This is a genomic window from Shewanella submarina, assembly GCF_042646185.1.
Taxonomy (GTDB): Bacteria; Pseudomonadota; Gammaproteobacteria; order Enterobacterales; family Shewanellaceae; genus Shewanella; species Shewanella corallii.
Window position 1 is genome coordinate 235,934 of the sequence record NZ_JBHRTD010000015.1, and the last position, 24,104, is coordinate 260,037.

Below are 24,104 nucleotides of genomic sequence, written 5' to 3' on the forward strand. Positions count from 1 at the left end.
GTCATGGTTCAACTCAAGATCAACAAGCTGTGCATGCAATTCGGTGACCGTCTGCTGTTCAAGGCTGACGCCCTGCAATTTGCCAAAGGCGATACCATATTCCTTCAGGGTGATAACGGCACAGGCAAGACCACGCTGATGAAGGTGTTGGCTGGTCTTATTCCCGCCACCAGCGGTGAGCTGGTATGGCAGGGACAAACCCACACCAAATGGTGGCAGAAATCGCCGCAGCTGGGAAAATTGGTTTACCTGCATCAACATCCCTATCTTTATGAGGGAAGTGTGAAATATAACCTCAGCTTTGCCGGGCGCCACCAAAAAATGTCCGGTAAACTACTGGCTCAGCGGGTTGAAGCCGCGGCCCAAATGGCTGGCCTGGAACACCTGCTGGATGCCAATGCGTCCAACCTGTCCGGTGGTGAGCGTCAGCGTCTGGCGATCGCCCGGGCCTGGGTTATTCAGCCCGACCTGCTGATGCTGGACGAGCCGGTATCCAATATGGACAAAGAGTCACGACGCCTGGTGCTGGAGATGGTGCACACCCTCAAGCGTCAGGGCACGGGGCTGCTGGTGAGCAGCCACCAGACCTGTGGTATCACAGCGCTATGCCGCCAAACGTGGCAGATAGAAAATCAACGCATTACTTCTGGTCCCTTCAACACTGAACAGGGATCGGTACAAGAGGAGTCCTTGCATGTCATCACAAGTTGAGGCCGTTATTCTGGCCGGTGGCCGCGCCCGCAGAATGGGAGGCGAAGACAAGGGTCTGGTTGAGCTGAAAGGCCAGCCGATGATCCGCTATGCCATCGACCGGCTGCAACCCCAAACCGCAGACCTGATGATTAATGCCAACCGCAATCAGCAAGCCTACGAAGCATTTGGCTTCCCGGTTTTCTGTGATGAACAGGAAGGATTCCATGGCCCACTGTCCGGTATGGTCAGTGCCCTGAAACGTACTAAAGGCGATTACTTGCTGACGGCTCCCTGCGACTGTCCTTTGCTGCCTACAGATCTGGCCAGCCGCATGGTCGCCGAGTTGGAATCTCAGGGCGCAGACATGGCGGTTGCCAGTGATGGCGAACGTCACCAACCAGTGGTGCTACTGCTAAAACCTGAGCTGCTTGATTCCATGCAGGCATTCCTCGACGCCGGCGACAGAAAAATTGACCTTTGGTATGCCCAGCATAAAGTTGCCGTGGTGAGTTTTGCCGATCAGCCCATGGCCTTTGTTAACGTCAACACCCCGGAACAGATTCAGCAGCTGGCCGACAGTCTGGCATGAGGTAAATATGAGTATTCCATTCACTAATCCACTACCAGTGCCAGTATTGGGCTTTTGTGCCTACTCAGGTACAGGCAAAACAACTCTGCTCACCCAGCTGATCCCTGAACTGAATCGTCGCGGTGTCAAACTGGCTGTGATTAAACATGCTCACCACAACTTTGATGTGGATATTCCGGGCAAAGACAGTTACGAGATGCGCAAGGCTGGCGCTCGCCAGATGTTGGTTGCCTCCCATGTACGCTGGGCATTGATGACAGAAGATGCCGTGGAAGGCGATCCCGAGCTGCCACACCTGCTCAGCCAGATTGAAGCCGACAAGGTGGATATGGTTCTGGTGGAAGGTTTTAAAAAGCTGGAGCTGCCCAAGATTGAGCTGCACCGCGCAGCCCACGGCAAGCCGTTTATTCATACCCATGACGATAATATCCTTGCCGTTGCCTGCTGCGATGACACTGAGCTTCCGGCTGAAATGACCCGACTGGATCTGAACAATGTTGCGCAAATCGCAGACTTTGTTCAGCAGTACGCCGCAAACTGGCAGCCTAAAGCTGTCGAGATGCCAATCGTTCCCGCCTGTGAGCTGAATGCAGACAACACCTCTTCTGTCGCTCAGGGCATTGGCCATATCCTCAGTTGTGTCTCGCCGCTGACTGACAGCGAGACTGTCTCTCTGGATGAGATGGACAACCGGGTACTGGCGAAAGACGCCATCTCTCCGGTTGATGTTCCCCAGCAAACCAACTCAGCAATGGACGGCTACGCCTTCGCGCTGGCGGCACCAAACACTGAGTACAAACTGGTAGGCGAAGTGCTTGCCGGTCATGGCTATGCCGGTACCCTGCAGCCGGGTGAAGTGGTCCGTATTATGACAGGCGCTCCCCTGCCTGCCGGTGCTGATACAGTGCAGCCAAGAGAACTGGCCACCGAAGCCGGTGACACTGTGACCTTCAGCGGCGAACTGGAACAAGGTCAGCATATCCGACTGGCCGGTGAAGATATCGCCAAAGGTGCCACGGCGCTGGCTACCGGCACCCGTCTGGGCGCGGCCGAAATTGGTCTGCTGGCCTCTTTGGGGACAGCTCAGGCAACTGTGGTTCGCAAGCCTGTGATTGCCGTGTTCTCCACTGGAGATGAGGTCTCCCAACCCGGTGAAGCACTGGCTGAGCACTGCATTTATGACTCCAACCGTTACACCATCAAATCCATGGCCCGTCGTCTGGGCTGTGAGGTGGTCGATCTGGGGATTATTGAAGATTCTGATGAAGCGCTGGAAGCCGCACTGACTGACGCCTCGACCAAAGCTGATGTGATTATCAGCTCAGGTGGAGTGTCTGTGGGCAACGCCGACTTTATCAAAACCGTACTGGCCCGTATCGGCAAGATTAACTTCTGGCGTATTAATATGCGTCCGGGACGTCCATTGGCTTTCGGTCAGATAGGTGATGCTCTGTTCTTCGGTCTGCCGGGCAACCCTGTAGCTGTAATGGTCTCCTTCCTGCAGTTTGTGCAGCCTGCACTGCGTAAGCTGGCCGGTGAAGCCCAATGGCAAAATCAATTTATCCCGGCCATTACCGATGTGAAACTGCGCAGTCGTACCGGCCGTACCGAGTTCCTGCGTGGTATCTATCATATGGGAGCCGATGGTCAGCTGCATGTGGTCACCACAGGTGCTCAGGGCTCTGGCATGCTCAGCTCTATGGTCAACGGCAATTGTTTGATCATTGTCGGTGAAGAGGCTGACTCAGTGGCACCGGGTGAGCGGGTGTTTATTCAACCTTTTGCCAATCTGCTGTAAGGATTCAGTGTGAGCCAGTTGGTCGACCGCTTCGGAAGGCGGGTTGAGTATCTGCGCCTGTCTGTTACCGACAGGTGCGATTTCCGATGTGTATATTGCATGGGAGAAGACCCCTGCTTTCTGCCAAAAGAGCAGGTGCTGAGTCTGGAAGAGCTGGCCTGGGTCGCTCAGGCCTTTACCGAGCTTGGCGTACAGAAGATTCGCCTCACCGGTGGTGAACCTTTGGTGCGCAGTGACTGTGTGCAACTGGTCAGCATGATCTCCAGCCTGCCCGGCCTGAAAGAGCTGTCGATGACCACCAATGGCTCCCGCCTGACCAGGCTGGCTAAACCACTGCGGGAAGCTGGCCTCAACCGCCTCAATATCAGCCTGGATACTCTGGATGCAGAGCGTTTTTCAGCTCTCACCCGTAACGGCAAGCTGGAGCGGGTTATTGCCGGCATTGACGCAGCGCTGGATGCTGGCTTTCAACGTATCAAGCTCAACGCCGTGGTACTCAAAGGCCAGAACGATGCTGAAGTACTGGATCTGGTGGATTTTTGTCGCTCACGCAGCCTTAACATCGCCTTTATTGAGGAGATGCCTCTGGGGGAGATGGATGAGCGCAAGCAAAGCCGTCACCTCAGCAGTGATGATGTTCGCGCCATTATCCAGACCAAATATCCCCTGACTTTGTCCGATGCCCGCACAGCCGGTCCTGCACGATACTATGATATGGCCGACAGCGACTGCCATATAGGCTTTATCTCTCCCCACAGCCACAACTTCTGCCATGAATGCAACAGAGTCCGGGTCACTGTAGAAGGTCGATTACTTCTGTGTCTCGGTAACGAGCACTCAGTGGATCTCAAGGCGATAGTGCGTGAGCACCCGGGTGATATCGACAGGCTGAAACAGGCCATTATTGACGCCATAGAGCTTAAGCCTTTGAAGCATCACTTTACCCATGATGGCACTCAGGTATTGAGGTTTATGAACGTCACCGGCGGCTGATACTTTTATCTGAGCGGGTTATCCAGTTACACTTGCTCATTCCAATGCAGAACAGGGATTTCAAACGCTTATGGCTATGAGCCGAAGAAAATGGAATAACATCATCATTATTGCCTGCCTGATGATGATAGGCACGCTCACCATATTGGATAACCGCACCAAACAGCTTCCCGAAGACGCGCTGTCTTTGTTTGACGACAATGCGCCTTTAACCCAATTGCAGATGCAAGGCGAGTGGTTGAACAAGGGGGAGTCCGGTTGGCAGTGTGCATCCCAGGTGCTCAATTGTGCCGAGTGGAGCAAAGCCTGGGCGGAGCTTAAAGTGTCAGCACTGGCACAATCACCCGAGCTGTTTTCCAGTCCAAAAGAGCTGATGATTCAGGTCGCGACCTCACCTGATGGCCTGGTGTGGCAGTTCTACCCTGAACAGGGACTGTTAAAATCCGCCTCCGGCAACTGGTATGAAATTCCCCCCAGTCTGCGTCACGATCTTGAACCTATTATTCGAGCCGGCAGCTGAGTTCAGCGCCAGGGCAAATCTGCTGCTGAGATGGAGAAGAAATGCCAGAACTACCTGAAGTTGAAGTCACCCGTCAGGGTGTCGCCCCCTACCTGGTGGACCACAAGGTCACCGATCTGATTGTCCGTAATGCCTCCCTGCGTTGGCCGGTACCGGATATTGCGGCCAATATTGTCGGCCAGACTATTCGCAGCGTGCGTCGACGCGCCAAGTATCTGCTGATAGATACAGACGCCGGTACCACAATCGTTCATCTGGGCATGTCCGGCAGTTTGCGAATTGTTCCAGCCTCCACCCCCGCAGCAAAGCACGACCATATCGATCTGGTATTGGAGAATGGCCGGGCTCTGCGTCTTAATGATCCCCGCCGGTTTGGTGCCTGGCTCTGGTGTGAGCTACCGGAAGAGGTGCATCCACTACTGCAGAAACTTGGACCTGAGCCGCTGTCATATGCCTTTGATGTCGACTATCTGAATGAGGCGTTAAAGGGTAAGCAAAAAGCGATCAAACTGGCGCTGATGGATAATCATATCGTGGTTGGTGTCGGCAATATCTACGCCAATGAGGCCCTGTTCGCTGCCGGGATCCATCCCGAAGCCAAGGCAGGTAACATCAGCAAGAAGCGGCTGTCACTTCTGGTGGACGAAGTTAAACGGGTGCTGGCCCATGCCATCAAACAGGGCGGCACCACGCTGAAGGACTTTACCAACGCCGATGGTAAACCCGGCTATTTCGCCCAAAAGCTGCATGTTTACGGCAGAGGGGGCCAAACCTGCACTGAGTGTGGCGGCATGCTGAAAGAGATCAAGCTGGGTCAGCGAGCCACTGTGTTCTGCCCGGTTTGCCAGAAGCGCTGATTGACCGGGTAAACAGACAAAACAAAGGCGCCCAAGGGCGCCTTTTCAATATGAAGTTATTTATCGTCAGAACTTATACTCATAGGTACCAAACACAGTGGCGTTGGTATCTGAGCTGTCAGTCTCTTCAAACTCTGAGTTGGACACAGTTCCACCCAGGCTGACCATGCCATACCAGAGTGGCATGCGATAGCTCATCTCCAGCATAAAGAGGTCCTCCTTCGGACGCTTGGGAGCCCACTCTGAACCAGGGTTCTTGCCATCCTTGTTCAACTGGGCGTAACGTACAAATGCCTTGAGACCATGGCTGTTCTGATACTGGCCAATCAAGCCCATCACATAGACGTGGGAGTCTGAATCATAGGTCGAGCCCAGTGATCGACCATAGTAGCGGCTGCCGCTTTGATAAGTACCGTGCTCATAGAAGCAGTTGAATACATTTTGATCCTCGCCACAGGCTCGCAAAGTGTCTGTGTATTCGAAAAACAACTTGTACTGCTGCTCCTTACCACCAAAGCGTGTATCTGCACCATACAGGTAACCGCAATCCGCCAAATCCAGAGGGCTGGGACCGCTCGAGTCTTCACAAGTCTTCTCTAGATACAGACCAACAGGAACTTCCCAGAAGGTATCGCTATAACGGATGTCAAAGCCCGCCATCTGATTGCCTAAACGGGTATTAAGGGCTGGGTCGCAGTTTTCGTCGCCGTTGGCACACTCTCCGCCACCGGAAATCGCATCCCACCAACTGGACAAGCTACAATCCTGACCTTCGCCACAAAATTGCATAGTCCAGGAAACACCAATTTCCAGCTGTTGCAGGGGCCGGACAGTTCCTCGCATACTCCAGAGCAATGCGTCAGGTACAGCACGCTCTTTCTCCATCAGGCTCACACCCGAAGTCAGCGTCCAGGGACCAATCCAGGACAACCATGGAGTTTCAAAGCCATGGGCATCATTTCGACTTACCATAACTGTCGGCATTGGTCTGGCATTGCTACTCTTAATTAACCCGGTATCGAAGCCAGGTCCCCACCATTGAGATACTGTTCCGGCAGTAAACACCCAATTACCCAGCACCATAGCCACGTAAGAGTCATCCAGTCGAACCTCTTCTTCTCCCGGACGCAAGGCTTTCTCTTCGTCAGACATATAGTTGGCTGAGCCAGAAACCTTAAAAGCGAAGCGCTCGCCCACGTAATCATATGACGCTTTGAGCTCGCCTTGCTCTCGATAGTCTGAGCCAAAGTGTTGGAATCGGGCCGGATCGCTGGCCAAACCAGCTTTGATACTCGCAGGACCACGATTATCAATGGCATTGCGATAATAGAAGTTAACCCGCGCAAAGGTTTCCATCAGTGCAGGCGACAGCATGGAGGGTTCGACTTTTTCCAAATCCTTACCTATGCCTGACCACATCAAGGGAAAGGTATTAACCGGCACGGTAATTACACCAGCATCAGCCAAGGCTTGAATATCAGCACGCAGATAAATATCGGAAGTATCAACCCATGGAGCAGACCAAGCAGGCACTGCCATAAATCCAGAGGCGACTGCGGCAGCCTTCAGTATCTTTTTCACGTTTTATTACTTCCTGTTATTTCTTCAATGAGGCCAGCAGGGCCTTAACAACTTCCGGGTGGCAGAATTGAGCGACATCGCCGCCATGCAGCGCCACCTCTTTAACCAGAGTGGACGAGATAAAGGAGTTTTCCTCAGCCGGAGTCAGAAATACACTCTCCAGTCCAGGACTCAGACGGCGGTTCATATTGGCCAGTTGAAATTCATACTCAAAATCTGAAACTGCGCGCAAACCGCGCACCAAAATTCCAGCCTGCTGCTCTTTGGCAAAGTCCACCAGCAAACCGGTAAAGCCTACCACCTCGACATTACTCAAATGGGATGTCACCTTTTCGACGAAGCTGACACGTTCAGCCAAAGAGAATCTGGGTTGTTTGGAAGGGCTGGCCGCCACACCGATCACAACTGTGTTGAACATCTTTGAAGCCCGCTCAATAAGGTCTGTATGCCCGTTAGTGATAGGGTCGAAAGTTCCCGGATAGATGGCGCGCGTATGCATAAGCATTTCCATATGTTCAGATCAGGTAATTGAATAGAGATCCTACATTTTCGATAGTGTTTTGTGAATATTGTCTCTCATGCAATGGGAGAACCACCTCAACGAGCAGCCAGTGTAAACTTTGCGCCCCCCTTTCACCCGGCGCAAATGCAACAGAAACCAAACACAAAACCACCGCACAACACCCACGACAACAACACCTGAGCAACGACGCACAAACACTCGGAACACACTAATCACACAATTGACCAGACGCTCATTAAATTTAAGTTCAAATCACCGCCAGAGCTCAAAAATACAGCGACACAATGATAGAATCCGACGCCTTTTTAGTGACGTCAGAATTATAGGTGGTATCTGTGTCAAAAATCCGCGTAGCGCTGTTGGTTGATGAATATTTTGGTGGTGCAAAAACCAAATTTGGTGGCTATGGCTTTCTGGCCAGAAACCTGGTGGCCAAATACTTGCCCGGCAAAGATGTGGAAGTAGAAGTACTGCTTAAAAAGGACTGCGGTAAGGTACGACTTTTTCCAAAGTGCCACATGATCGACGGCGTCAAGGTCTACAAGCTGGCAGCAAGAGCATTCGACCTGGTGAATACCGTGTTTTTGATGCAAAAAAAATACGACGTATTTCTTTCCATCGAATTGACCACACACTCCTATCGCATATTCAGCAAAGCTCCTGGGAAGGATAAAAAGCTGTTGCTGTGGATCCAGGACCCTAGGCCCGTTTATGAGTGGGATGAAATTGAGACAGTAAAACTGTTTCCAGAACACAGTTATTGGGATGCTGAGGTCTATGACTTTGTGCACGAATACAATAAAACTGGCAATTTGCACTTTATCAGTCAGGCAAAATTTCTGGATCAAAAAGCCAAAGATCTCTATCGCTTACCAACAAATACACCGATTCGGTATTTGCCTAACCCGATCGAGATTGATTACAGCTTTGATGTAAAAACTTATCAGAAGCAAAACAGTGTAATTTTCCTGGGTCGTATCGAATCAGTAAAGCGTGGTTGGTTATTTGCTGAGATAGCTAAAGCTATGCCTCAATATGAATTCTATATGTTAGGGCAGGCACATCGCCAGGCTGGTGAAAACAATGCGGTGATGGCTCCCTACATGGAGATACCCAATCTGCACTTTGTTGGGCATGTGGAAGGTGAGGTTAAGAATCAATTAATTAAAGATGCCAAGGTCTTGGTCAACACCTCTATTCATGAAGCTTTGCCAGTATCCTTCCTGGAAGCTATGGCATATGGCACCCTTTTGGTGAGTTGCCAAAACCCCGATGAGTTGACCAAGAAGTTTGGAGTATACACAGGAAAAGTGTTGGGCGATGGCTTCGATAAGCTATCTCCGTTTATCGACGGAATCGAGAAACTGATGACAGATGACGATTTGCGGCAGCAACTTGCTGAATCTGCTGTGAACTACATCAAGCAGACTCATAGTTTGGATAAGTTCAAAGCAGATATGACTGATGAACTGAAAAATTGCCTCAACACTGACCACACAACCTCTGCCGGCGATGAAACTGGTTCTCTGCTGGAGCAGCAAGTATAGTTAAGCTTTCTTCAGCTGCGGCAAGATAGATGAAACGCTTAATAGTTGATTTAGACGGTACGCTCACCCAGGCAGATACCAGTGATTACAGTGAAGTATCCCCGCGTTTGGATGTAATCGCCAAACTGCGGGAATACCAGCAACAGGGCTTTGAGATAGTGATTTCAACAGCCCGTAATATGCGAACATACGAAGGGAACGTCGGCAAGATTAATATCCATACACTGCCAGTGATCACAGCGTGGCTGGATAAGCATCAGGTACCCTATGATGAAATATTGGTAGGTAAACCCTGGTGCGGTCATGAAGGCTTTTACATCGATGACAGAGCAATTCGTCCCGCTGAGTTTGCCCGCCTGAACCAGGAACAAATAGAACTACTGATCGCCGAAGATAAAGCATGTATTTGATCACCTCTGCAGCCTTTGTCGACTCTGAACTTCAATCAGAGTTTGGCCCCCTGCCCCCAAGCTTTCTCCCGGTAGGAAATAAGCGCCTGTTTCATTATCAATTGGCGCTAATCCCCTCTGGAGAAAGGATTTTACTGACCCTCCCGGAAGGCTTTTGTCCGGGTCCTTATGACAGCAAAGCACTCGCAGGCAAAGGTGTGGAGATTCTGTATCTCCCAACCCACCTTAGCCTAGGAGAATCGGTGGTCTTTGCTTTAAACCTGATTGAGTTTGATCCCAAAGAACCACTTCATATTTTGCATGGTGATACTCTCTTCAAGGAGCTTCCCCCTGACACAGACCTGATTGGGTTGAGCCAGGTAGAAGACAACTACGACTGGGCTGAATATGATGCTGAAACAGGCTTATTGAATAAGTATCAGGCAGAACAGCCACCTCGAAGCGAGCTCATCGTTAATGGCTTCTTCAGTTTTTCTGCCCCCAAAACATTCATACGACACATCATTACTGGCGGGTGGGACTTTATCGAGGGGTTGAACGGTTACATCAGAGATAAAGGGCTTACCCCCTGTCAGTTCGATGAATGGTATGACTTTGGCCATAGCCAGACCTATTACCAGTCTAAAACCCGCATGACCACGCAAAGAGCCTTTAATGAAATGGCTATTGCTGGGCATGTTGTCACTAAATCAAGTCAAAAGAAGTTCAAACTGGCTGCTGAAGCTAATTGGTACCAATCAATCCCCGGGCCCCTGCGCATCTACACACCGCAACTGCTCGCTACCGAAGAAACCAGCAGTCATTTTGGTTATAGCATTGAGTACCTCCATCTGACAGCATTGAACGAGCTCTATGTATTCAGCCAACTACCAGCATTTGCCTGGAGAAAAATACTCAAAGCCTGCTGTCAGTTTTTAAAGGACGCTGCCCGCTACAAAACTGAACCAGAGGCGTCATTTCACGACCTTTTCGCAGGAAAGACCCTATCACGGCTGCAACAGTACGCTCGACAGTCTCAGGTTGATATCCAAAAACCACTGATTATTAATGGTAAAGCTCAACCCAGTTTGGTTGAGCTGGCTGAAAATAGCCTCGCTTATTTACCGTTAGATAATCAGCAGATGAATGTGCTGCATGGAGATTTTTGCTTCAGCAATATCCTGTATGACTTCAGAACCTGCAGCATTAAGGTGATCGACCCCAGAGGGATTAATGCCAGCGATCAACCCTGCATTCACGGCAACACACTCTATGATGTCGCCAAATTGGCTCACTCGGTTATTGGGCTTTATGACTCCATCATTGCTGGCTACTTCTGTGCCAAACATAAAGGGGACATGTTGCACTTTGAGATCGCCATAACTGAGCGTAGAGAAAAGATAATGGCCGACTTTGTTGAGCAAATGCACTGCCACTTCGGGATTGATGAAATCCAGCTCTGTGCCATGCAAATTCAGCTGTTTATTTCCATGTTGCCATTACACAATGACCGCCCGGATAGACAATTGGGTTTTATCGGCAATGCCTACCGTTTATATGACAAGATCCAAATGCTGTCGGGAACAAAGTAATGATAGTTATTCCTATGGCGGGCCTCAGCTCGCGCTTTTTCAAAGCCGGTTATGACAAGCCAAAATATATGCTGCCGGCTCATGGTATGCCTTTATTTGATCATGCAGTACTGAGCTTTAAAGCCTACTTCGACTCAGTCCCCTTTCTGTTTATAGTCAGGGATGTATACCAGACCCCTGAGTTCGTTAAAACGCGCTGCCAGCGATTGGGTATCAAATCTTTCTATATCGTCATACTTACCGACGAGACCAGAGGACAGGCTGAGACAGTATTTCTGGGCCTCGATAACATAACAGATGACACCCCACTGACAATTTTCAATATAGATACCTTCAGGCCTGACTTTGTACTGCCGCAGATTGCCAGCCAAAGTGACGGTTATCTGGAAGTCTTTAGAGGGGAAGGCAGTAACTGGTCATACGCTAAACCAGAGTCTGCAGAGAGCACCCGGGTTGTGGAAACCGCGGAGAAAAACCCCATATCAGATCTGTGCAGCACCGGCTTGTATCACTTTAGAAGCGCCGGAGACTTCAAGCGTATTTTTAAACTTGAGGCTGAACGCCCGGCATCTGAGTGGCAAAAGCAGGAGCTCTATATTGCCCCTCTTTACAATTATCTAATCAAAGAAGGACAACAGATTCACTATCATCTGATCGACAAAAGTGAAGTGATTTTCTGTGGTGTTCCACATGAGTATCTGGATTATTTGACCAGGAAAGTATAACTCTATGCCTCAGTTTTCAGATATCAGCGTGGTGATTCACGGGCCCGTTAATGCCCTGCCGGAAAGAGATATGGATCAAGGTATTACCTTGATGAGTATCAAGTCTGTCAGACAACATCTCCCGGGCGCCAAGATAATCCTATCGACCTGGGAAGGACAAAATGTTACCGACCTGGACGTCGACGAGGTGGTATTAAATCAGGATCCTGGTCCCAACATCATGGGCTACTATCCTGATGGATTACCCTATAAGGAAAATAACAATCGTCAGATTGTGGCGGTCAGAGAGGGGCTTAAAAAAGTCAGTACCCGGTATGCCGTCAAGTTACGCAGTGACAACTATTTGCTGCATTCAGGTTTTGTGGGCCTGCAACAGGCGTTCCCCAAACGCAGTGAAGCACTGAAACTACTTGATGAAAGAGTGGTGGTTTTACACAGGTTCACCAAGATGCAAACTGCTGGTCGACGTATTGTCAGACACCTGTGTGATCTGTTTGCTTACGGACTGACCACGGATCTGCTTAAAATGTGGGATATCCCGCTGCAGCCTGACTACCTCTATAATCCTGATATAAAGGGTGAGTCACAATACGCCTATTTCCCGGAAAGAGTGCTGTCCACGGAACAACTGTTCTGTAGCAAATGGCTGACCAAACTAAACCCTGATTCCAAGATGCTAAACTTTCACCACGATTGTGATGAGAGTCTCCTGCGTGAATGGCAATTACTGCTGGCCAATAATCTGATTATTGCAGAAGCTAACAATGCGGGAGTCGCAACCACAGCACGCCTTAAAGCAGACAAAAGCCGCGCCAATGAAATCTCATCAGCAGAGTGGAAAGCACTCTACCAAAAATATTGCGACACCAGTTATTACCTACCTAGACAAAGATTTTGGGTGGAAACCGGTATCTACCGCCAAATAAAAGCACCGTTTGAAATCATCAAACAAAGCTTGAAGAAGCCAAAACCCCTTAATAACTGACCCAAATACGATCATTCTTGCAGCGGAAGGCTCGGGACCTTACACATATCTCAGAGCCTCCGCCTTACAACTTAATCCACAATCACTCACAAAATTACGTAAATCAACTGATTTACATTGAAAAAGTAGTACCATACGCTTAATTAACTCGCGTACTACAGTTGTTTCCCAATGGTAATCGAATTTAAAGATATCAGCGTCGTTGTTCAGGGGCCGGTGCAGGCTTATCATGGGCGGGCTCAGGAAACAGGCATCACACATAAATGCCTGCAGAGTATCCGTGAACATCTGCCGGGAGCGACAATAATTCTATCAACCTGGGCAGGGCAAAACTGCGAAGGCCTGGAACCAGATCTTTTATTGTTAAATGAAGATCCCGGCCCAACCATCTCATCCTACGATGCACAGGGAAAACCCGGCTATCTCAACTTTAATCGCCAATTAGTGTCCAGTGCTGCAGGACTTCGTGAGGTCAAGACACCTTACGCGGTAAAGTTAAGGTCAGATAACTTTCTGACCAGCAGCGATTTTGTCAGGGCCCAGCAAGCCTATCCACAGCGTTGCCTTGCCGACACCCTGTTTCAGGAGCGGGTGGTGGTAAATACCAGCTACTTCAGGCGCTACAGTGATGGGCAGAAAGTGGTGATGTTACCCAGTGATTTTTTTCACTTTGGTCGAACGAAGGACTTGCTGACAATCTGGGACATCCCTCTGTTTAAAGATCTGCCCTTTGATGAAGAGCGACGAGGTCATCCCCAGCACAGAGGCGCACCAAATACCTGCCCCCATGCGGAACAAATATACTGCAACACCTGGTTACAGCAGCTATCTGCGGATATCCCCTATCTGGAACACCGGCATCATGCTACGCCGCAAATGCTGGAACATTGGGACAGGTTTATGGCGTCAAACTTTGTGGTACTTGAACCTCAGCAGATCGGGCTGGGGTTGATTGACAGGTTTATCCCAAAGTCAAAACGCCCGAATGAGATAAGCCACCTGGACTGGTTGCTGTTCTACAAGAAATATTGCGACCCCAGTTACCCGGCGTCCAAAGTAGAGCTGTTTTACTCAATTGGCTGGCGAAGGCTACTGAAACTGCCATTGAGTCACTTAAAACATCGATTTAAACAAGGTAAATAAACCAATGAAAAAGGAGCCCCAAGGCTCCTTTTTACTACAAATAACCTTTAATTTATTAAAGCGAGGTACTTTTCAGCAACGGTTTGAGCGCCCACCTGAGCCAATATCTTGGCATTGGAGCAATCAGGATAAGAATCCAGGGCATTATCCAGTTTTTCAGCCAGAGCCGAAGGATCCCGTCGCGGCACCAGATACTGCTGCAACTCATCCAGCAGGATCTCCTTGGGGCCGTGATCACAATTGGTGCTAACCACAGGCGTACCAACCGCCAGGGCTTCAATCAGCACGGTTGGCAGTCCTTCATAATCTGAGCTCAATGCCAGTAATCTCGCCTGCTTAATCCAGGGATAAGGATTAGTCTGAAATCCTGGCACGATCACTCTGTCTTCGACCCCATACTTACGAGCCACTTTTAACGCTTTCTTTTTGTTGTTGCAAAGCAGCACCAAAGGCAATGTGTGTTTCATACTGGCCAATGCCTGAAACAAGATGTCATGGCGCTTTTGCCGTGCAAATCGCCCAACATGAACCATGTAGTCTCCGTCAGGTATCCCTTGGGCTGGCTTGCTCGCTTGCGTGGCTATGCGTTCCAATTCAAATGGGTTATAGATGGTTTGCATCGACGCTGGGTGAATTCTTCCTTTAGAAGCGATTTCACCGGCAATCCCCTTTGATACGGTAATCAAATGCTGACCATTCAGGGCTTTCTTGGCACGAATCATATCCCAGTATGCAAATGGCCCCAGCTTTCGCTGCCTTGCCAATTCCTCTTCAACAGAGTTGTGCACGACAAAATACAGCGGGGATACTTGAGTTCTGGACATCAGCAGATTGGTTTTATCCAGATTAGACAGGAACAGGTCAAATTTACCAACCTCTTGCTGCACCTGGTCGATAAACTGCTTCAGCCGCGCAACGGACTGGCTAAGTTTCCAAAAGCTATCCAGGTTTTTTTCGTTCTGGGCAAAACAAAAATGTACTGGAATATTGGCAGGCACTTCGTGATGACAATGATTCTGTAAAACCAGCAAATGGGGCTCATGGCCCAGCTCTATAAGACTGGAAGCCAGGGTCAGCATCACTTTTTCAGCACCACCGCCTGCCAGACTGTCGATCGCTATCGCAATTCTTTTTGTCACTTGTCATCTCCCAGCAATCGCATTATTTCGGCCATGCCTATTTGCAACCCATTCATTCCCGGGCTGGTATCCATCTTCTTTTTCAACTGCTGTAAGCAAGCCTCGGTCAGCAGCTGTTGGTATGCCATAAGCATCGGCGTTTCTTTTGTCTCAGAGGCTAAAATCAAGCCTTCCTGTTCACAGGCAGCAATACGGGCAGGCTGATCCTTTGATACAGGCGCAGTCAAAGTAGGAACTTTCAATGCAATAGCCTGGAGCAGAGTATCCCCCCCGCTGAGCACTGCGGCCTTGGAAGCAGCAAGCAGATTGATAAATTCTGCGTTGGACAATGCAGCTACCGATATAACGCCTTCAAACTCTGGCATGGGGCCGGGATAATTGGGGCCGAAGACCATAAGACTTTTCAGGCCTGAGTCCTGATAACCGGATTTGGCGGTCTCAGCAAAGATATCAGCAGCCAGCGAATCACCAACCTTGTGGCCACCAGAGCCTGCATTGAAGATCACAAACTCGCCGGCAGTCAGGCCATATTGTTTAAGCAGCTCAGATTGGAGTTCAATATCAGGATTAGTAAAAACCGGGCCGGTAAAGATAGGCTCCTGTTTGCCAATGAGCTTAAGCTTAAACTTATCCAAAGCAGAAACAGGACCGATAACAAACTCTGGCTGCACTACCCAGTGGCTGTCTGTCACCATGGCGCGGCCAAGCTTCATACCACGACTGCGCTTACGCTTGTGCTGACTGATAAAAATCACTTTGGCACCAAGTTTATGGGCCTGCTGTAATTGAGACTTTCGTCCTGAAGCATCAAACACTACCAGCTCAGGCTTAAATGTCTGCATCAGTTGGTTCACCGCCTTAACTTCCTTGGTAGGGCTTTGATCCAGCAAAGTGGCGGGATAAGGACATGAAGATGCATAAGGCGCCTGACGGCTTAGTACAAATTGAATGTCTGCATCCGGCCACTGCTGACGGATAGCATCCGCCAATATAACTGAGCGCATGTATTCGCCAATTCCTTCCGCTGAAGAGACGGGAACGAACAACACTCTGGGAGACCTGGACATATAACTTCTCTCGAATTCAGATTCAGATATCAAGCTTGGCAACCACAGCATCTAAGTTTTGCTGAACCGACTCAACACTTATCCGGCTCATCAAATCACTGCCTTTAGCACGTTTACCCCAGGGAATTTCACCTGCAGGGTGCTGCTCGTGGATAACCTCATCGTACACACTGGCGACATAATCGCGGTACAGATAGGGACCGGTGCGGCCCGGGTTGGAGTGGGCATATAAACCAATCACTGGCGTCCCCTGGGTCACCGCCATATGGGCCGGGCCGGTATCAGGGGCGATTACCAATGATGCCTGCTTCAGCAGAGCCAGCATTTGAGTCAGGCTGGTTTGCCCCACCAGATTGGTCAACTCAGTCTTACTGTGGCCGATGATGTCGGCTGACAACTGCTTCTCCAGCGCACTGGGACCGCCACACAGATAGACCTTAAAGCCTTTTTCTGCTGCATAATCTGCAATGGCAGCGTATCTGTCAGGCATCCAGTTGCGCTCCGCTTTACTGGCTGCAGGACAGATAATCAGGGCCTTACCGCCGTCCGGAATATGGGATTTGGCAAACTCGGTGTCAGCCTCCGGCACGGGGATATTCCATTTGAGCTCGGTGTCCTGCACGCCAATTTTACGGGCAAAGGCCATAAAGCCATCCAGTACATGGGGAGAGTCCTGAGCCTCTACCCTTTCATTGGTCACCAGAAACTGCCCCTCTTTCGCGCGAGCACGGTCAAAACCAATACGGATTCTGGCCGGGATCATCAGAGAAGCAATAGTTGCCCTCAGTGCCACCTGCATATGCAAAAGCACATCAAACTTCTGGCCTTTAAGGGCACTGCGCAACTCAAAGTAACTGCGCCAGCCTTTGGATTTATCGAAAATAACAAACTCGATGCCGGGCAGGTGCTTGAGCAGTTGATACTCCACCTTGCCTATCACCCAGGTAATCGCCAGATTGGGATATTGGCGCTGAATCGCCTGTACCATTGCGACCGCGTGGCACACGTCGCCGATGGCGGACAGGCGCAATACACAAAGTGACTTCATTTCAGACAAATTCAGGCTCATAGGCTGGCTGGACGCTCTCAAAGCTAAATAAATGCAAGGCGTGGATCTTAATGTAGAATAGCGCCAGGTTCCACGATCTTGCCGATATTCTATGCCGTCTGAATTGAAAACATTACCTCTTACTGCGGGCTCTCATGCCGACTCATCTCAAGTCAATGGCTGGCTGGTGCTGGCAAGCGATCTCGACGGCGTTACAAGCGATTGGTTTGATTCAGAATTCTGGCAGCAACAAGATGCCATTGAGGGTACATCCAAGGGGCGCTACACCACCTGGTTCATTCATTATCAGCCACAGCAGGCTGATGAACACTGGGTGCTGAGACACTACTGGCGCGGCGGCCTGATGGCCAAGTTGTCCAAAGATACCTACTTTTATACCGGCCTCGAGCGTACTCGCCCGGCAGCAGAACTGAAATTGCTGGATATTCTCTACAAAGAAGGCTTCCCGGTACCCAGGCCCATAGCGGCGCAGATCCGTAAACAAGGTCTGGGGTACAGTGGCGATATCCTGATTGAACGTATTCAGGGGGCCAAAGATCTGGTGGCAGTTCTGTCAGAACAGGAAATGGGTGAGCAGCAGTGGCAGGCTCTGGGTGAGTGTATTGCCCAGTTTCACAACCGCGGGGTTTTCCACGCCGATTTGAATGCCAAAAATATCCTCTTGTCTCCTGAAGGCTTCCACCTGATCGACTTTGACAGAGGCGCAATTCGCCCCGTGGCCCACCACTGGCAAGCTTCCAATCTCGACCGTCTGCACAGATCCTTCAAAAAAGAGCAGGGCAAATTCCCACAGCTGACATTTACTGAGGAGAACTGGATGTCACTGCTGAAAGGCTATAACGGTACCAACCGGGCCAACTCAAGAGTCAGTCGCCACTGAGCGTATTCAGCTACGGTCTCGCCTTAACTCACGTTCGCCATAGGTTAGATGTTTACAAACACTGAGTCTGGCGCACAGACTCAGTGTAGATAATTATCCACCAACGCAAACTGGCGTTGCAGTGCGCCACGATTACGCTCCAATACTTCGATACCGCCCTTACCTGCTGACTCTCGAATCTCCACACTTGAGGCCAGCTCTTGCACTTTGGCAGCCAGTACATCGGCATCCTGCACCAAGCTCAGGTTGCCTGCCTGCTGAAGCATTTCAGTGATTTCCAGAAAGTCTCTGTAGTTGGGCCCCATCATCACAGGCAAGCCAAGTGCGGCGGCTTCCAGCGGGTTATGGCCACCATGGACGATCAGACTGCCACCCACAAAGGCAAAATCAGCAGCGCCATACCATTTGAGCATCTCTCCCATGGTATCCCCCAGCAGCACCTGAGTATCCGCCCCAACGGGTGTACCTTCACTGCGACGCACAAATTTCAGACCACTTGCCACCAGCGCCTCGGCGGCATTATCAAACTGCTCCGGATGACGGGGCACCATAATCAACAGGGCGTGGGGGTACTCAGTAACCAGCGCTTTATGGGCTGCAAGCACAGCATCAAACTCTCCGGGGTGGATACTGCCGGCAACCCATAGTGGCACATCGGCTTTGTGCCACTCAGTGCGCATCGCCATTGATGTGGGGCGCAACTGGGTATCCAGCTGCAGATCAAACTTCAGGCTGCCACATACCTGTACTTTGTCACCTGGCACCCCAAGCTCAACATAACGCTCAGCTTCTGTCTGTGTTTGCACCGCAAGCATATCCAGCTTACTTAACATGGGACCGGATATTCCCGGCCACTTCTGATACTGGGCAAACGACTTGGCAGACAGGCGGCCATTGGCCAGTATCACTTTTGCACCATTGCCAGCGGCACAGTGAATGAGATTGGGCCACAACTCAGTCTCCATAATGATGCAGACTTTGGGACTTATTTGCCGGACAAAGCGCTTGATACAGACAGGCAGATCAAATGGCAGGTAACAGTGCTGCACCCTTCCCGCCTCCAGCTCGTTGGCAAAGGCCTTCACCACTTCAGCGGAGCCGGTCGGGCTGGAAGTGGTAATTGTCATGGTCAATTCAGGGTGTTGGCTCAGCAATCGGCGGATCAGCGGCACGGCGGCCAGCGTCTCGCCCATGGATACCGAATGCAACAACACATCTGTCGGGCATAGCGAAATCATGCCAAAACGCTCACCCCAACGCTTTTTATAGTCAGGGCTTTTTCGACCACGCAGGGCCAAATACAGCAATAACAGCGGGCTGAGCAGAGTAACAAGAATTGAATAACCAATACGGTTCATGGAGTTGCCGGGTAATTGGGTTTTGCCTGTTGAATTGCCGCAATGCTAACATAAATCCTTCGCTCCGGCGTTGGTCAGACATACAGCGCACCTTATATGGCTATACTCCGGCACAATAGATAAGAGAACCCACAGGTTATGAAAACCCGCGACAAGATTGTTTTAGCCAGCCTCGAGCTGTTTAACGAACACGGTGAACGCAGCATTACCACCAATCATATAGCTGCCCACCTGGGGATCAGTCCGGGAAATCTCTACTATCACTTCCGTAATAAGGAAGACATCATCCGCTCTATCTTCACTCAGTACGAAGAACACCTGGAATCGGGCTTCCAGCCCTATCGAGATGGCCCTGTCACGGTTGAGCTGCTGGTAGGTTACTTCGACGCCATGTTCTACACCATGTGGCAGTTCAGGTTTATGTACGCCAATCTGGCGGATATTCTGAGCCGGGATGAACTGCTTAAGGCCAGATATTTAAAAGCACAGGAGCAGGTGCTGACTCGCTGTGCCCATGTTCTGGAGCAGCTTTGCGCCGATGGATTTCTGACGATAGAGAAGGACAAGGTGCGTGATTTGGCGGATACCATCAAGATGATTGTGGCGTCATGGATTGGCTATCAGCTGACTCAGTCAAGTATCGCTTCCATCACCAAGGGCAATCTGTATGAAGGCCTGTTACGGGTACTGCTGATTTTCCGTGGCTATGCAACGCCAAGTTCACTGGAGACCTTTAACCGCCTGGAATCTCATTACCTGTCGCTGGCACGCGCGGCCTGACCCGGAATTTACTCAGCAGGAACCTGATCTTATCCGGGTTCCTGGCTACCTCCCAGATTTTAACCACAGAATAATCCAGCCAGATTAAAGCAAGGCAGATCTCCGCCTTCCGCCCCGTCACTTTTAATTAGCTTTTCTTATCTATTTTGCAGCTGTGCACAAGCCCAGTTAATGACGCTAACGTTAAGGGAAAAAAACTGTCAGAGCGGCTAAATTTAAGGTTAAAATGCGGACAACTCCAGGTCTCTGTCACGACTGAATCAGCGTCCCAGACACCGAAATAATTAATCCAACAAAGGAGACCGAAAGGTGGCTTCTGACCAATTCTACCAACAGATAAATCAACAGCTTGCCGAGGTAAAAGCGGAAGGCCTGTACAAGAGTGAGCGGGTGATTGCTTCTGCCCAGCAGACCGCCATTGAGGTAAACCAGACTGAAGTTATCAACTTCTGCGCCAATAACTACCTGGGCCTGGCCAATCATCCCGACCTGATTGCCGCCGCCAAAACCGGTCTCGACAGCCATGGCTTTGGTATGGCCTCAGTACGCTTTATCTGCGGTACGCAGGATATCCACAAGCAACTGGAAGCCAGTCTGAGCGAGTTCCTCGGCATGGAAGACACCATTCTTTACTCTTCCTGTTTCGATGCCAACGCGGGTCTGTTTGAAACCCTGCTCGGCCCGGAAGATGCCATTGTCTCCGACGCCCTGAACCACGCCTCCATTATCGATGGTGTACGCCTGTGTAAGGCCAAGCGTTTCCGCTACGCCAACAATGATATGGCCGATCTGGAAGCTCAGCTGATCGCTGCCCGCGATGCCGGTGCCCGCCACATTTTGATTGCCACAGACGGCGTGTTCTCTATGGACGGTGTTATCGCCAACCTTAAGGGTGTGTGTGACCTAGCTGACAAGTACGGCGCTCTGGTGATGGTGGATGACTCCCACGCCGTTGGCTTTGTTGGCCATGAAGGTCGTGGTACCCACGAACACTGCGAAGTGATGGATCGCGTGGATATCATCACAGGTACCCTGGGTAAGGCACTGGGTGGTGCATCCGGCGGCTTTACCTCGGGCAAGAAAGAGGTGATCGACTGGTTGCGCCAGCGCTCACGTCCTTATCTGTTCTCCAACTCTCTGGCACCAGCCATTGTCAGCGCCTCTATCAAGGTGCTGGCGATGTTGAAAGAGGGTCAGGCACTGCGTGATCAGGTAAAAGAAAACAGCCGTTACTTCCGCGAAAGAATGTCTGCTGCCGGCTTTACCCTGGCAGGTGCTGACCACGCCATTGTTCCTGTGATGATAGGCGACGCCAAACTGGCCGGTGATTTTGCCAACCGCCTGTTGGAAGAAAACATCTATGTTATCGGCTTCTCCTTCCCGGTGGTGCCAAAAGGTCAGGCCCGCATCCGTACCCAGATGTCTGCTGCCCACACTCGTGAACAGCTGGATCGCGCCATCGACGCCTTTATTCGTATCGGTCGCGATATGCAGATTATTGGGGAATAAATCATGAAAGCACTGAGCAAACTGAACCCTGAAGAAGGTATCTGGATGGTGGATGCGCCTCTGCCAGAGGTGGGTCACAACGATTTGCTGATTAAAATCAGCAAAACTGCAATCTGTGGTACCGATGTGCATATCTACAACTGGGATGAATGGTCACAGAAAACCATTCCTGTGCCTATGATTGTTGGCCACGAATATGTGGGCGAAGTTGTAGGTATGGGCCAGGAAGTCCGTGGTTTCAATGTGGGCGATCGGGTATCCGGTGAGGGCCATATTACCTGTGGTCACTGCCGCAACTGCCGTGCCGGCCGAACTCATCTATGCCGCAACACCTCAGGTGTTGGGGTAAATCGTCAGGGCGCCTTTGCCGAATATCTGGTTATCCCTGCGTTCAACGCCTTCAAAATCCCTGATGATATCAGTGACGATCTGGCCTCTATCTTCGATCCATTCGGTAATGCTGTGCACACTGCCCTGTCATTCGACCTGGTAGGTGAAGATGTGTTGATCACAGGTGCAGGCCCTATCGGCATTATGGCCGCTGCGGTATGCCGCCATGTAGGCGCCCGTCATGTGGTGATCACAGATGTGAACGAGTATCGCCTGGAGCTGGCTACCAAGATGGGTGCCACCCGCGCAGTTAACGTTGCCAAAGAAGACCTGAAGCAGGTGATGGGCGAGCTGGGTATGACAGAGGGCTTTGATGTTGGCCTGGAGATGTCTGGCGTACCTTCAGCCTTCCACTCCATGCTGGAAACCATGAACCACGGTGGCAAGATTGCCATGCTGGGCATTCCGGGCGGGGATATGGCTATCGACTGGAGTCAGGTGATCTTTAAGGGTCTGATTATCAAAGGTATCTATGGCCGTGAAATGTTTGAGACCTGGTACAAAATGGCCAGTCTGATCCAATCCGGTCTGGATATTTCCCCTATCATCACCCACCACTACAAGGTGGATGAGTTCCAGCAGGGCTTCGACGCCATGCGTTCCGGCCTGTCCGGTAAAGTGATTCTGGATTGGCAGAACTAATATTCCTTTAATCACTGTTAACAGTTCGGGGCTGTACTCCTGCAGCCCCATATTGCACACTTGCTGCAGTTTCGTTTTATTCACAAGGCCGAAGTATGACCACTTATCAGCATCTGAGCGTTGCGCAGCTCAAGTCCAAACTCGCCGACAATGAAAGTCTGCAGATCGTCGATATCCGCGATCCAGCCAGTTTCAGTGCTGGCCATATTCCGGGCGCTTTTAACCTGAGCAATGACAATCTGGCCGACTATATCCGTGATGCGGATCTGGACCAGCCACTGGTTGTGGTTTGTTACCACGGCATCAGCAGTCAGGGCGCATCAGCTTATATGATTGAGCAGGGCTTTGATGAGGTGTACAGCCTGGATGGTGGTTTCCAGGGCTGGCAGGAAAGCCTGTAACCAAATCAGCTCCAGCCAGTCCTTAACCAGAGAGAAGGAAAATATGCAGGAATTTGGCCGCTTGCCCAATATACGCGCCGCTCAGGCACTGGTGGATTACCTCAAGGGGCAGGGCGTTGACTGCCATGTCGAACAGCTGGAGCAGGGAGTGGTGCTGTATGCAGTCAATCCCGCTCAACATGCTCAGGCTGAATTTGAGTATCAACACTTTATTGCCCATCCGGGAGACTCCAAATATCTGGCAGCGTCCTGGGATCATGGCAGTACAGCCAATCGCATGGATTACGGCAAGCCGTCTTCTCAGTTGCTGATGCAGTTCTTTACCGGTGGCGGCCCGCTCACCATGCTGGTGTTTTTTGCCTGCGTGCTTATCTTTCTGGGCTGGAATATTGGTTACGCCGAGTCACTGTTTTCTGCACTGGGCTTCTTCAATGTCACGCCCACTGCCACACTGGGTGAGTTCTGGCGGGTGTTTACCCCTTCGCTGATCCACTTCAGCGCCATGCATATCATTTTTAACCTGCTGTGGTGGTGGTATCTGGGCGGTAAGATTGAAAACCGACTCGGTATCGGCACACTGGCGATTCTGCTGCTGGTTGGTGGCACTTTACCCAATGTATTGCAGTACTACATCAGTGGACCCGGATTCGGCGGCCTGTCAGGAGTAGTTTATGCGCTGGCGGGATACACCTGGATAATGGGGCAACGCAAGCCTGAGGCAGGTATAGGTCTGCCCAACTCCTATATGGGCTTTATGATGATCTGGCTGGTACTGGGCTTTACCGATATGTTCGGTCTGTCCATTGCCAATGGTGCACATATTGGTGGTTTGGTCGTCGGCCTGCTGCAGGGCATATTTGACAGTCGCAGGCGCTAGGGTCTGTTGACCATTGAAGATGGTTTTTATCGTTGTTTTGTACAAAGCAACGCACGG

24 protein-coding genes are annotated in these 24,104 nt (G+C 50.7%); 18 read left to right on the top strand and 6 right to left on the bottom strand.

Going from position 1 to position 24,104, the window contains the following annotated elements:
* Window positions 1-3 precede the first annotated feature (3 nt).
* The 6 genes from ACFOE0_RS12870 to mutM all read left to right on the top strand — a co-directional run bounded on the left by ACFOE0_RS12870 (window position 4) and on the right by mutM (window position 5,450).
* Entirely contained in the window at window positions 4-711 is a 708-nt protein-coding gene (locus ACFOE0_RS12870; protein ID WP_248936835.1) for an ABC transporter ATP-binding protein, read from the top strand.
* The gene (mobA, locus tag ACFOE0_RS12875) at window positions 695-1,282 is read left to right on the top strand and encodes a molybdenum cofactor guanylyltransferase MobA (RefSeq protein ID WP_248936834.1); all 588 of its coding nucleotides are present in this window, start codon (window positions 695-697) and stop codon (window positions 1,280-1,282) included. Before ACFOE0_RS12870 ends, mobA begins: the two co-directional genes overlap by 17 nt.
* A 7-nt stretch (window positions 1,283-1,289) precedes the next feature.
* Window positions 1,290-3,080, top strand: coding sequence for a bifunctional molybdopterin-guanine dinucleotide biosynthesis adaptor protein MobB/molybdopterin molybdotransferase MoeA (locus ACFOE0_RS12880; RefSeq protein ID WP_248936833.1), 1,791 nt, complete (start codon window positions 1,290-1,292; stop codon window positions 3,078-3,080).
* Window positions 3,081-3,089: 9 nt separating this feature from the next.
* Window positions 3,090-4,073: a GTP 3',8-cyclase MoaA gene (gene moaA, locus ACFOE0_RS12885; RefSeq protein WP_248936832.1), complete on the top strand. Its 984-nt coding sequence runs from the start codon at window positions 3,090-3,092 to the stop codon at window positions 4,071-4,073.
* 70 nt (window positions 4,074-4,143) lie between these two features.
* Window positions 4,144-4,593 (top strand): hypothetical protein, encoded by a 450-nt coding sequence (locus tag ACFOE0_RS12890; RefSeq protein ID WP_248936831.1) that lies wholly within the window; start codon window positions 4,144-4,146, stop codon window positions 4,591-4,593.
* A 41-nt stretch (window positions 4,594-4,634) separates the two neighbouring features.
* Window positions 4,635-5,450, top strand: a complete 816-nt coding sequence (gene mutM, locus ACFOE0_RS12895) for a bifunctional DNA-formamidopyrimidine glycosylase/DNA-(apurinic or apyrimidinic site) lyase (RefSeq protein WP_248936830.1) — start codon at window positions 4,635-4,637, stop codon at window positions 5,448-5,450.
* Window positions 5,451-5,516: 66 nt separating this feature from the next.
* Here the strand turns inward: mutM and ACFOE0_RS12900 are convergent, their stop codons facing one another.
* Together ACFOE0_RS12900 and coaD are read right to left on the bottom strand one after the other, a co-directional pair.
* Window positions 5,517-6,989, bottom strand: a complete 1,473-nt coding sequence (locus ACFOE0_RS12900; RefSeq protein WP_248937029.1) for a capsule assembly Wzi family protein — start codon at window positions 6,987-6,989, stop codon at window positions 5,517-5,519.
* Window positions 6,990-7,047: 58 nt separating this feature from the next.
* Complete coding sequence (gene coaD, locus ACFOE0_RS12905; protein WP_115136543.1) at window positions 7,048-7,530, bottom strand: pantetheine-phosphate adenylyltransferase; 483 nt, start codon at window positions 7,528-7,530, stop codon at window positions 7,048-7,050.
* 479 nt (window positions 7,531-8,009) lie between these two features.
* Between coaD and ACFOE0_RS12910 the strand changes: the two genes are divergently transcribed.
* The 6 genes from ACFOE0_RS12910 (at window position 8,010) to ACFOE0_RS12935 (ending at window position 13,935) form a co-directional block, all read left to right on the top strand.
* The gene (locus ACFOE0_RS12910; RefSeq protein ID WP_248936829.1) at window positions 8,010-9,101 is read left to right on the top strand and encodes a glycosyltransferase family 4 protein; all 1,092 of its coding nucleotides are present in this window, start codon (window positions 8,010-8,012) and stop codon (window positions 9,099-9,101) included.
* A 29-nt stretch (window positions 9,102-9,130) separates the two neighbouring features.
* Complete coding sequence (locus tag ACFOE0_RS12915) at window positions 9,131-9,511, top strand: HAD hydrolase family protein (protein ID WP_248936828.1); 381 nt, start codon at window positions 9,131-9,133, stop codon at window positions 9,509-9,511.
* Window positions 9,502-11,082, top strand: a complete 1,581-nt coding sequence (locus ACFOE0_RS12920) for a capsular biosynthesis protein (RefSeq protein ID WP_248936827.1) — start codon at window positions 9,502-9,504, stop codon at window positions 11,080-11,082. Before ACFOE0_RS12915 ends, ACFOE0_RS12920 begins: the two co-directional genes overlap by 10 nt.
* Entirely contained in the window at window positions 11,082-11,807 is a 726-nt protein-coding gene (locus ACFOE0_RS12925) for a glycosyltransferase family 2 protein (protein WP_248936826.1), read from the top strand. Before ACFOE0_RS12920 ends, ACFOE0_RS12925 begins: the two co-directional genes overlap by 1 nt.
* A 4-nt stretch (window positions 11,808-11,811) precedes the next feature.
* Window positions 11,812-12,792 carry a WavE lipopolysaccharide synthesis family protein gene (locus ACFOE0_RS12930; RefSeq protein WP_248936825.1) on the top strand — a complete coding sequence of 327 codons (981 nt, stop codon included), beginning with the start codon at window positions 11,812-11,814 and terminating at the stop codon, window positions 12,790-12,792.
* Between the two features lie 171 nt (window positions 12,793-12,963).
* The gene (locus ACFOE0_RS12935; RefSeq protein WP_248936824.1) at window positions 12,964-13,935 is read left to right on the top strand and encodes a WavE lipopolysaccharide synthesis family protein; all 972 of its coding nucleotides are present in this window, start codon (window positions 12,964-12,966) and stop codon (window positions 13,933-13,935) included.
* 47 nt (window positions 13,936-13,982) lie between these two features.
* Here ACFOE0_RS12935 and ACFOE0_RS12940 read toward each other — a convergent pair whose 3' ends face one another.
* The 3 genes from ACFOE0_RS12940 to ACFOE0_RS12950 all read right to left on the bottom strand — a co-directional run bounded on the left by ACFOE0_RS12940 (window position 13,983) and on the right by ACFOE0_RS12950 (window position 17,210).
* Window positions 13,983-15,074 carry a glycosyltransferase gene (locus tag ACFOE0_RS12940; RefSeq protein ID WP_346347865.1) on the bottom strand — a complete coding sequence of 364 codons (1,092 nt, stop codon included), beginning with the start codon at window positions 15,072-15,074 and terminating at the stop codon, window positions 13,983-13,985.
* The gene (locus ACFOE0_RS12945) at window positions 15,071-16,078 is read right to left on the bottom strand and encodes a hypothetical protein (protein WP_248936823.1); all 1,008 of its coding nucleotides are present in this window, start codon (window positions 16,076-16,078) and stop codon (window positions 15,071-15,073) included. Before ACFOE0_RS12945 ends, ACFOE0_RS12940 begins: the two co-directional genes overlap by 4 nt.
* Window positions 16,079-16,163: 85 nt before the next feature.
* Window positions 16,164-17,210 (bottom strand): glycosyltransferase family 9 protein, encoded by a 1,047-nt coding sequence (locus ACFOE0_RS12950; RefSeq protein WP_248936822.1) that lies wholly within the window; start codon window positions 17,208-17,210, stop codon window positions 16,164-16,166.
* 91 nt (window positions 17,211-17,301) lie between these two features.
* Between ACFOE0_RS12950 and ACFOE0_RS12955 the strand changes: the two genes are divergently transcribed.
* Window positions 17,302-18,090, top strand: coding sequence for a 3-deoxy-D-manno-octulosonic acid kinase (locus ACFOE0_RS12955; protein ID WP_248936821.1), 789 nt, complete (start codon window positions 17,302-17,304; stop codon window positions 18,088-18,090).
* A gap of 80 nt (window positions 18,091-18,170) precedes the next feature.
* On the opposite strand, the gene waaA is transcribed toward ACFOE0_RS12955, so the two are convergent.
* On the bottom strand, window positions 18,171-19,448 hold the full coding sequence (gene waaA, locus ACFOE0_RS12960; RefSeq protein WP_248936820.1) for a lipid IV(A) 3-deoxy-D-manno-octulosonic acid transferase: 1,278 nt from the start codon (window positions 19,446-19,448) through the stop codon (window positions 18,171-18,173).
* A 138-nt stretch (window positions 19,449-19,586) separates the two neighbouring features.
* Here waaA and ACFOE0_RS12965 point away from each other — a divergent pair, with 138 nt between their 5' ends.
* From ACFOE0_RS12965 to glpG, 5 genes are all read left to right on the top strand, one after another.
* Window positions 19,587-20,228 (top strand): TetR/AcrR family transcriptional regulator, encoded by a 642-nt coding sequence (locus tag ACFOE0_RS12965; protein WP_248936819.1) that lies wholly within the window; start codon window positions 19,587-19,589, stop codon window positions 20,226-20,228.
* Between the two features lie 309 nt (window positions 20,229-20,537).
* On the top strand, window positions 20,538-21,737 hold the full coding sequence (locus tag ACFOE0_RS12970; protein ID WP_248936818.1) for a glycine C-acetyltransferase: 1,200 nt from the start codon (window positions 20,538-20,540) through the stop codon (window positions 21,735-21,737).
* A gap of 3 nt (window positions 21,738-21,740) precedes the next feature.
* Window positions 21,741-22,769, top strand: a complete 1,029-nt coding sequence (gene tdh, locus ACFOE0_RS12975) for an L-threonine 3-dehydrogenase (protein WP_248936817.1) — start codon at window positions 21,741-21,743, stop codon at window positions 22,767-22,769.
* A 95-nt stretch (window positions 22,770-22,864) separates the two neighbouring features.
* A complete protein-coding gene (glpE, locus tag ACFOE0_RS12980) occupies window positions 22,865-23,170 on the top strand; it encodes a thiosulfate sulfurtransferase GlpE (protein WP_248936816.1) in 306 nt (101 codons plus the stop codon).
* A gap of 43 nt (window positions 23,171-23,213) precedes the next feature.
* Entirely contained in the window at window positions 23,214-24,047 is an 834-nt protein-coding gene (gene glpG / locus ACFOE0_RS12985; protein ID WP_248936815.1) for a rhomboid family intramembrane serine protease GlpG, read from the top strand.
* The last annotated feature ends 57 nt before the right edge of the window (window positions 24,048-24,104 follow it).

Excerpts from the sequence above, each read along its gene's own strand:
- ACFOE0_RS12870 (WP_248936835.1), top strand. The coding sequence starts at position 4 with ATGGTTCAACTCAAGATCAACAAGCTGTGCATGCAATTCGGTGACCGT.
- mobA (WP_248936834.1), top strand. The coding sequence starts at position 695 with ATGTCATCACAAGTTGAGGCCGTTATTCTGGCCGGTGGCCGCGCCCGC.
- ACFOE0_RS12880 (WP_248936833.1), top strand. The coding sequence starts at position 1,290 with ATGAGTATTCCATTCACTAATCCACTACCAGTGCCAGTATTGGGCTTT.
- ACFOE0_RS12890 (WP_248936831.1), top strand. The coding sequence starts at position 4,144 with ATGGCTATGAGCCGAAGAAAATGGAATAACATCATCATTATTGCCTGC.
- mutM (WP_248936830.1), top strand. The coding sequence starts at position 4,635 with ATGCCAGAACTACCTGAAGTTGAAGTCACCCGTCAGGGTGTCGCCCCC.
- ACFOE0_RS12900 (WP_248937029.1), bottom strand. The coding sequence starts at position 6,989 with ATGGCAGTGCCTGCTTGGTCTGCTCCATGGGTTGATACTTCCGATATT.
- coaD (WP_115136543.1), bottom strand. The coding sequence starts at position 7,530 with ATGCATACGCGCGCCATCTATCCGGGAACTTTCGACCCTATCACTAAC.
- ACFOE0_RS12915 (WP_248936828.1), top strand. The coding sequence starts at position 9,131 with ATGAAACGCTTAATAGTTGATTTAGACGGTACGCTCACCCAGGCAGAT.
- ACFOE0_RS12920 (WP_248936827.1), top strand. The coding sequence starts at position 9,502 with ATGTATTTGATCACCTCTGCAGCCTTTGTCGACTCTGAACTTCAATCA.
- ACFOE0_RS12925 (WP_248936826.1), top strand. The coding sequence starts at position 11,082 with ATGATAGTTATTCCTATGGCGGGCCTCAGCTCGCGCTTTTTCAAAGCC.
- ACFOE0_RS12930 (WP_248936825.1), top strand. The coding sequence starts at position 11,812 with ATGCCTCAGTTTTCAGATATCAGCGTGGTGATTCACGGGCCCGTTAAT.
- ACFOE0_RS12935 (WP_248936824.1), top strand. The coding sequence starts at position 12,964 with ATGGTAATCGAATTTAAAGATATCAGCGTCGTTGTTCAGGGGCCGGTG.
- ACFOE0_RS12945 (WP_248936823.1), bottom strand. The coding sequence starts at position 16,078 with ATGCGCTCAGTTATATTGGCGGATGCTATCCGTCAGCAGTGGCCGGAT.
- ACFOE0_RS12950 (WP_248936822.1), bottom strand. The coding sequence starts at position 17,210 with ATGAGCCTGAATTTGTCTGAAATGAAGTCACTTTGTGTATTGCGCCTG.
- ACFOE0_RS12955 (WP_248936821.1), top strand. The coding sequence starts at position 17,302 with ATGCCGTCTGAATTGAAAACATTACCTCTTACTGCGGGCTCTCATGCC.
- waaA (WP_248936820.1), bottom strand. The coding sequence starts at position 19,448 with ATGAACCGTATTGGTTATTCAATTCTTGTTACTCTGCTCAGCCCGCTG.
- ACFOE0_RS12965 (WP_248936819.1), top strand. The coding sequence starts at position 19,587 with ATGAAAACCCGCGACAAGATTGTTTTAGCCAGCCTCGAGCTGTTTAAC.
- tdh (WP_248936817.1), top strand. The coding sequence starts at position 21,741 with ATGAAAGCACTGAGCAAACTGAACCCTGAAGAAGGTATCTGGATGGTG.
- glpE (WP_248936816.1), top strand. The coding sequence starts at position 22,865 with ATGACCACTTATCAGCATCTGAGCGTTGCGCAGCTCAAGTCCAAACTC.
- glpG (WP_248936815.1), top strand. The coding sequence starts at position 23,214 with ATGCAGGAATTTGGCCGCTTGCCCAATATACGCGCCGCTCAGGCACTG.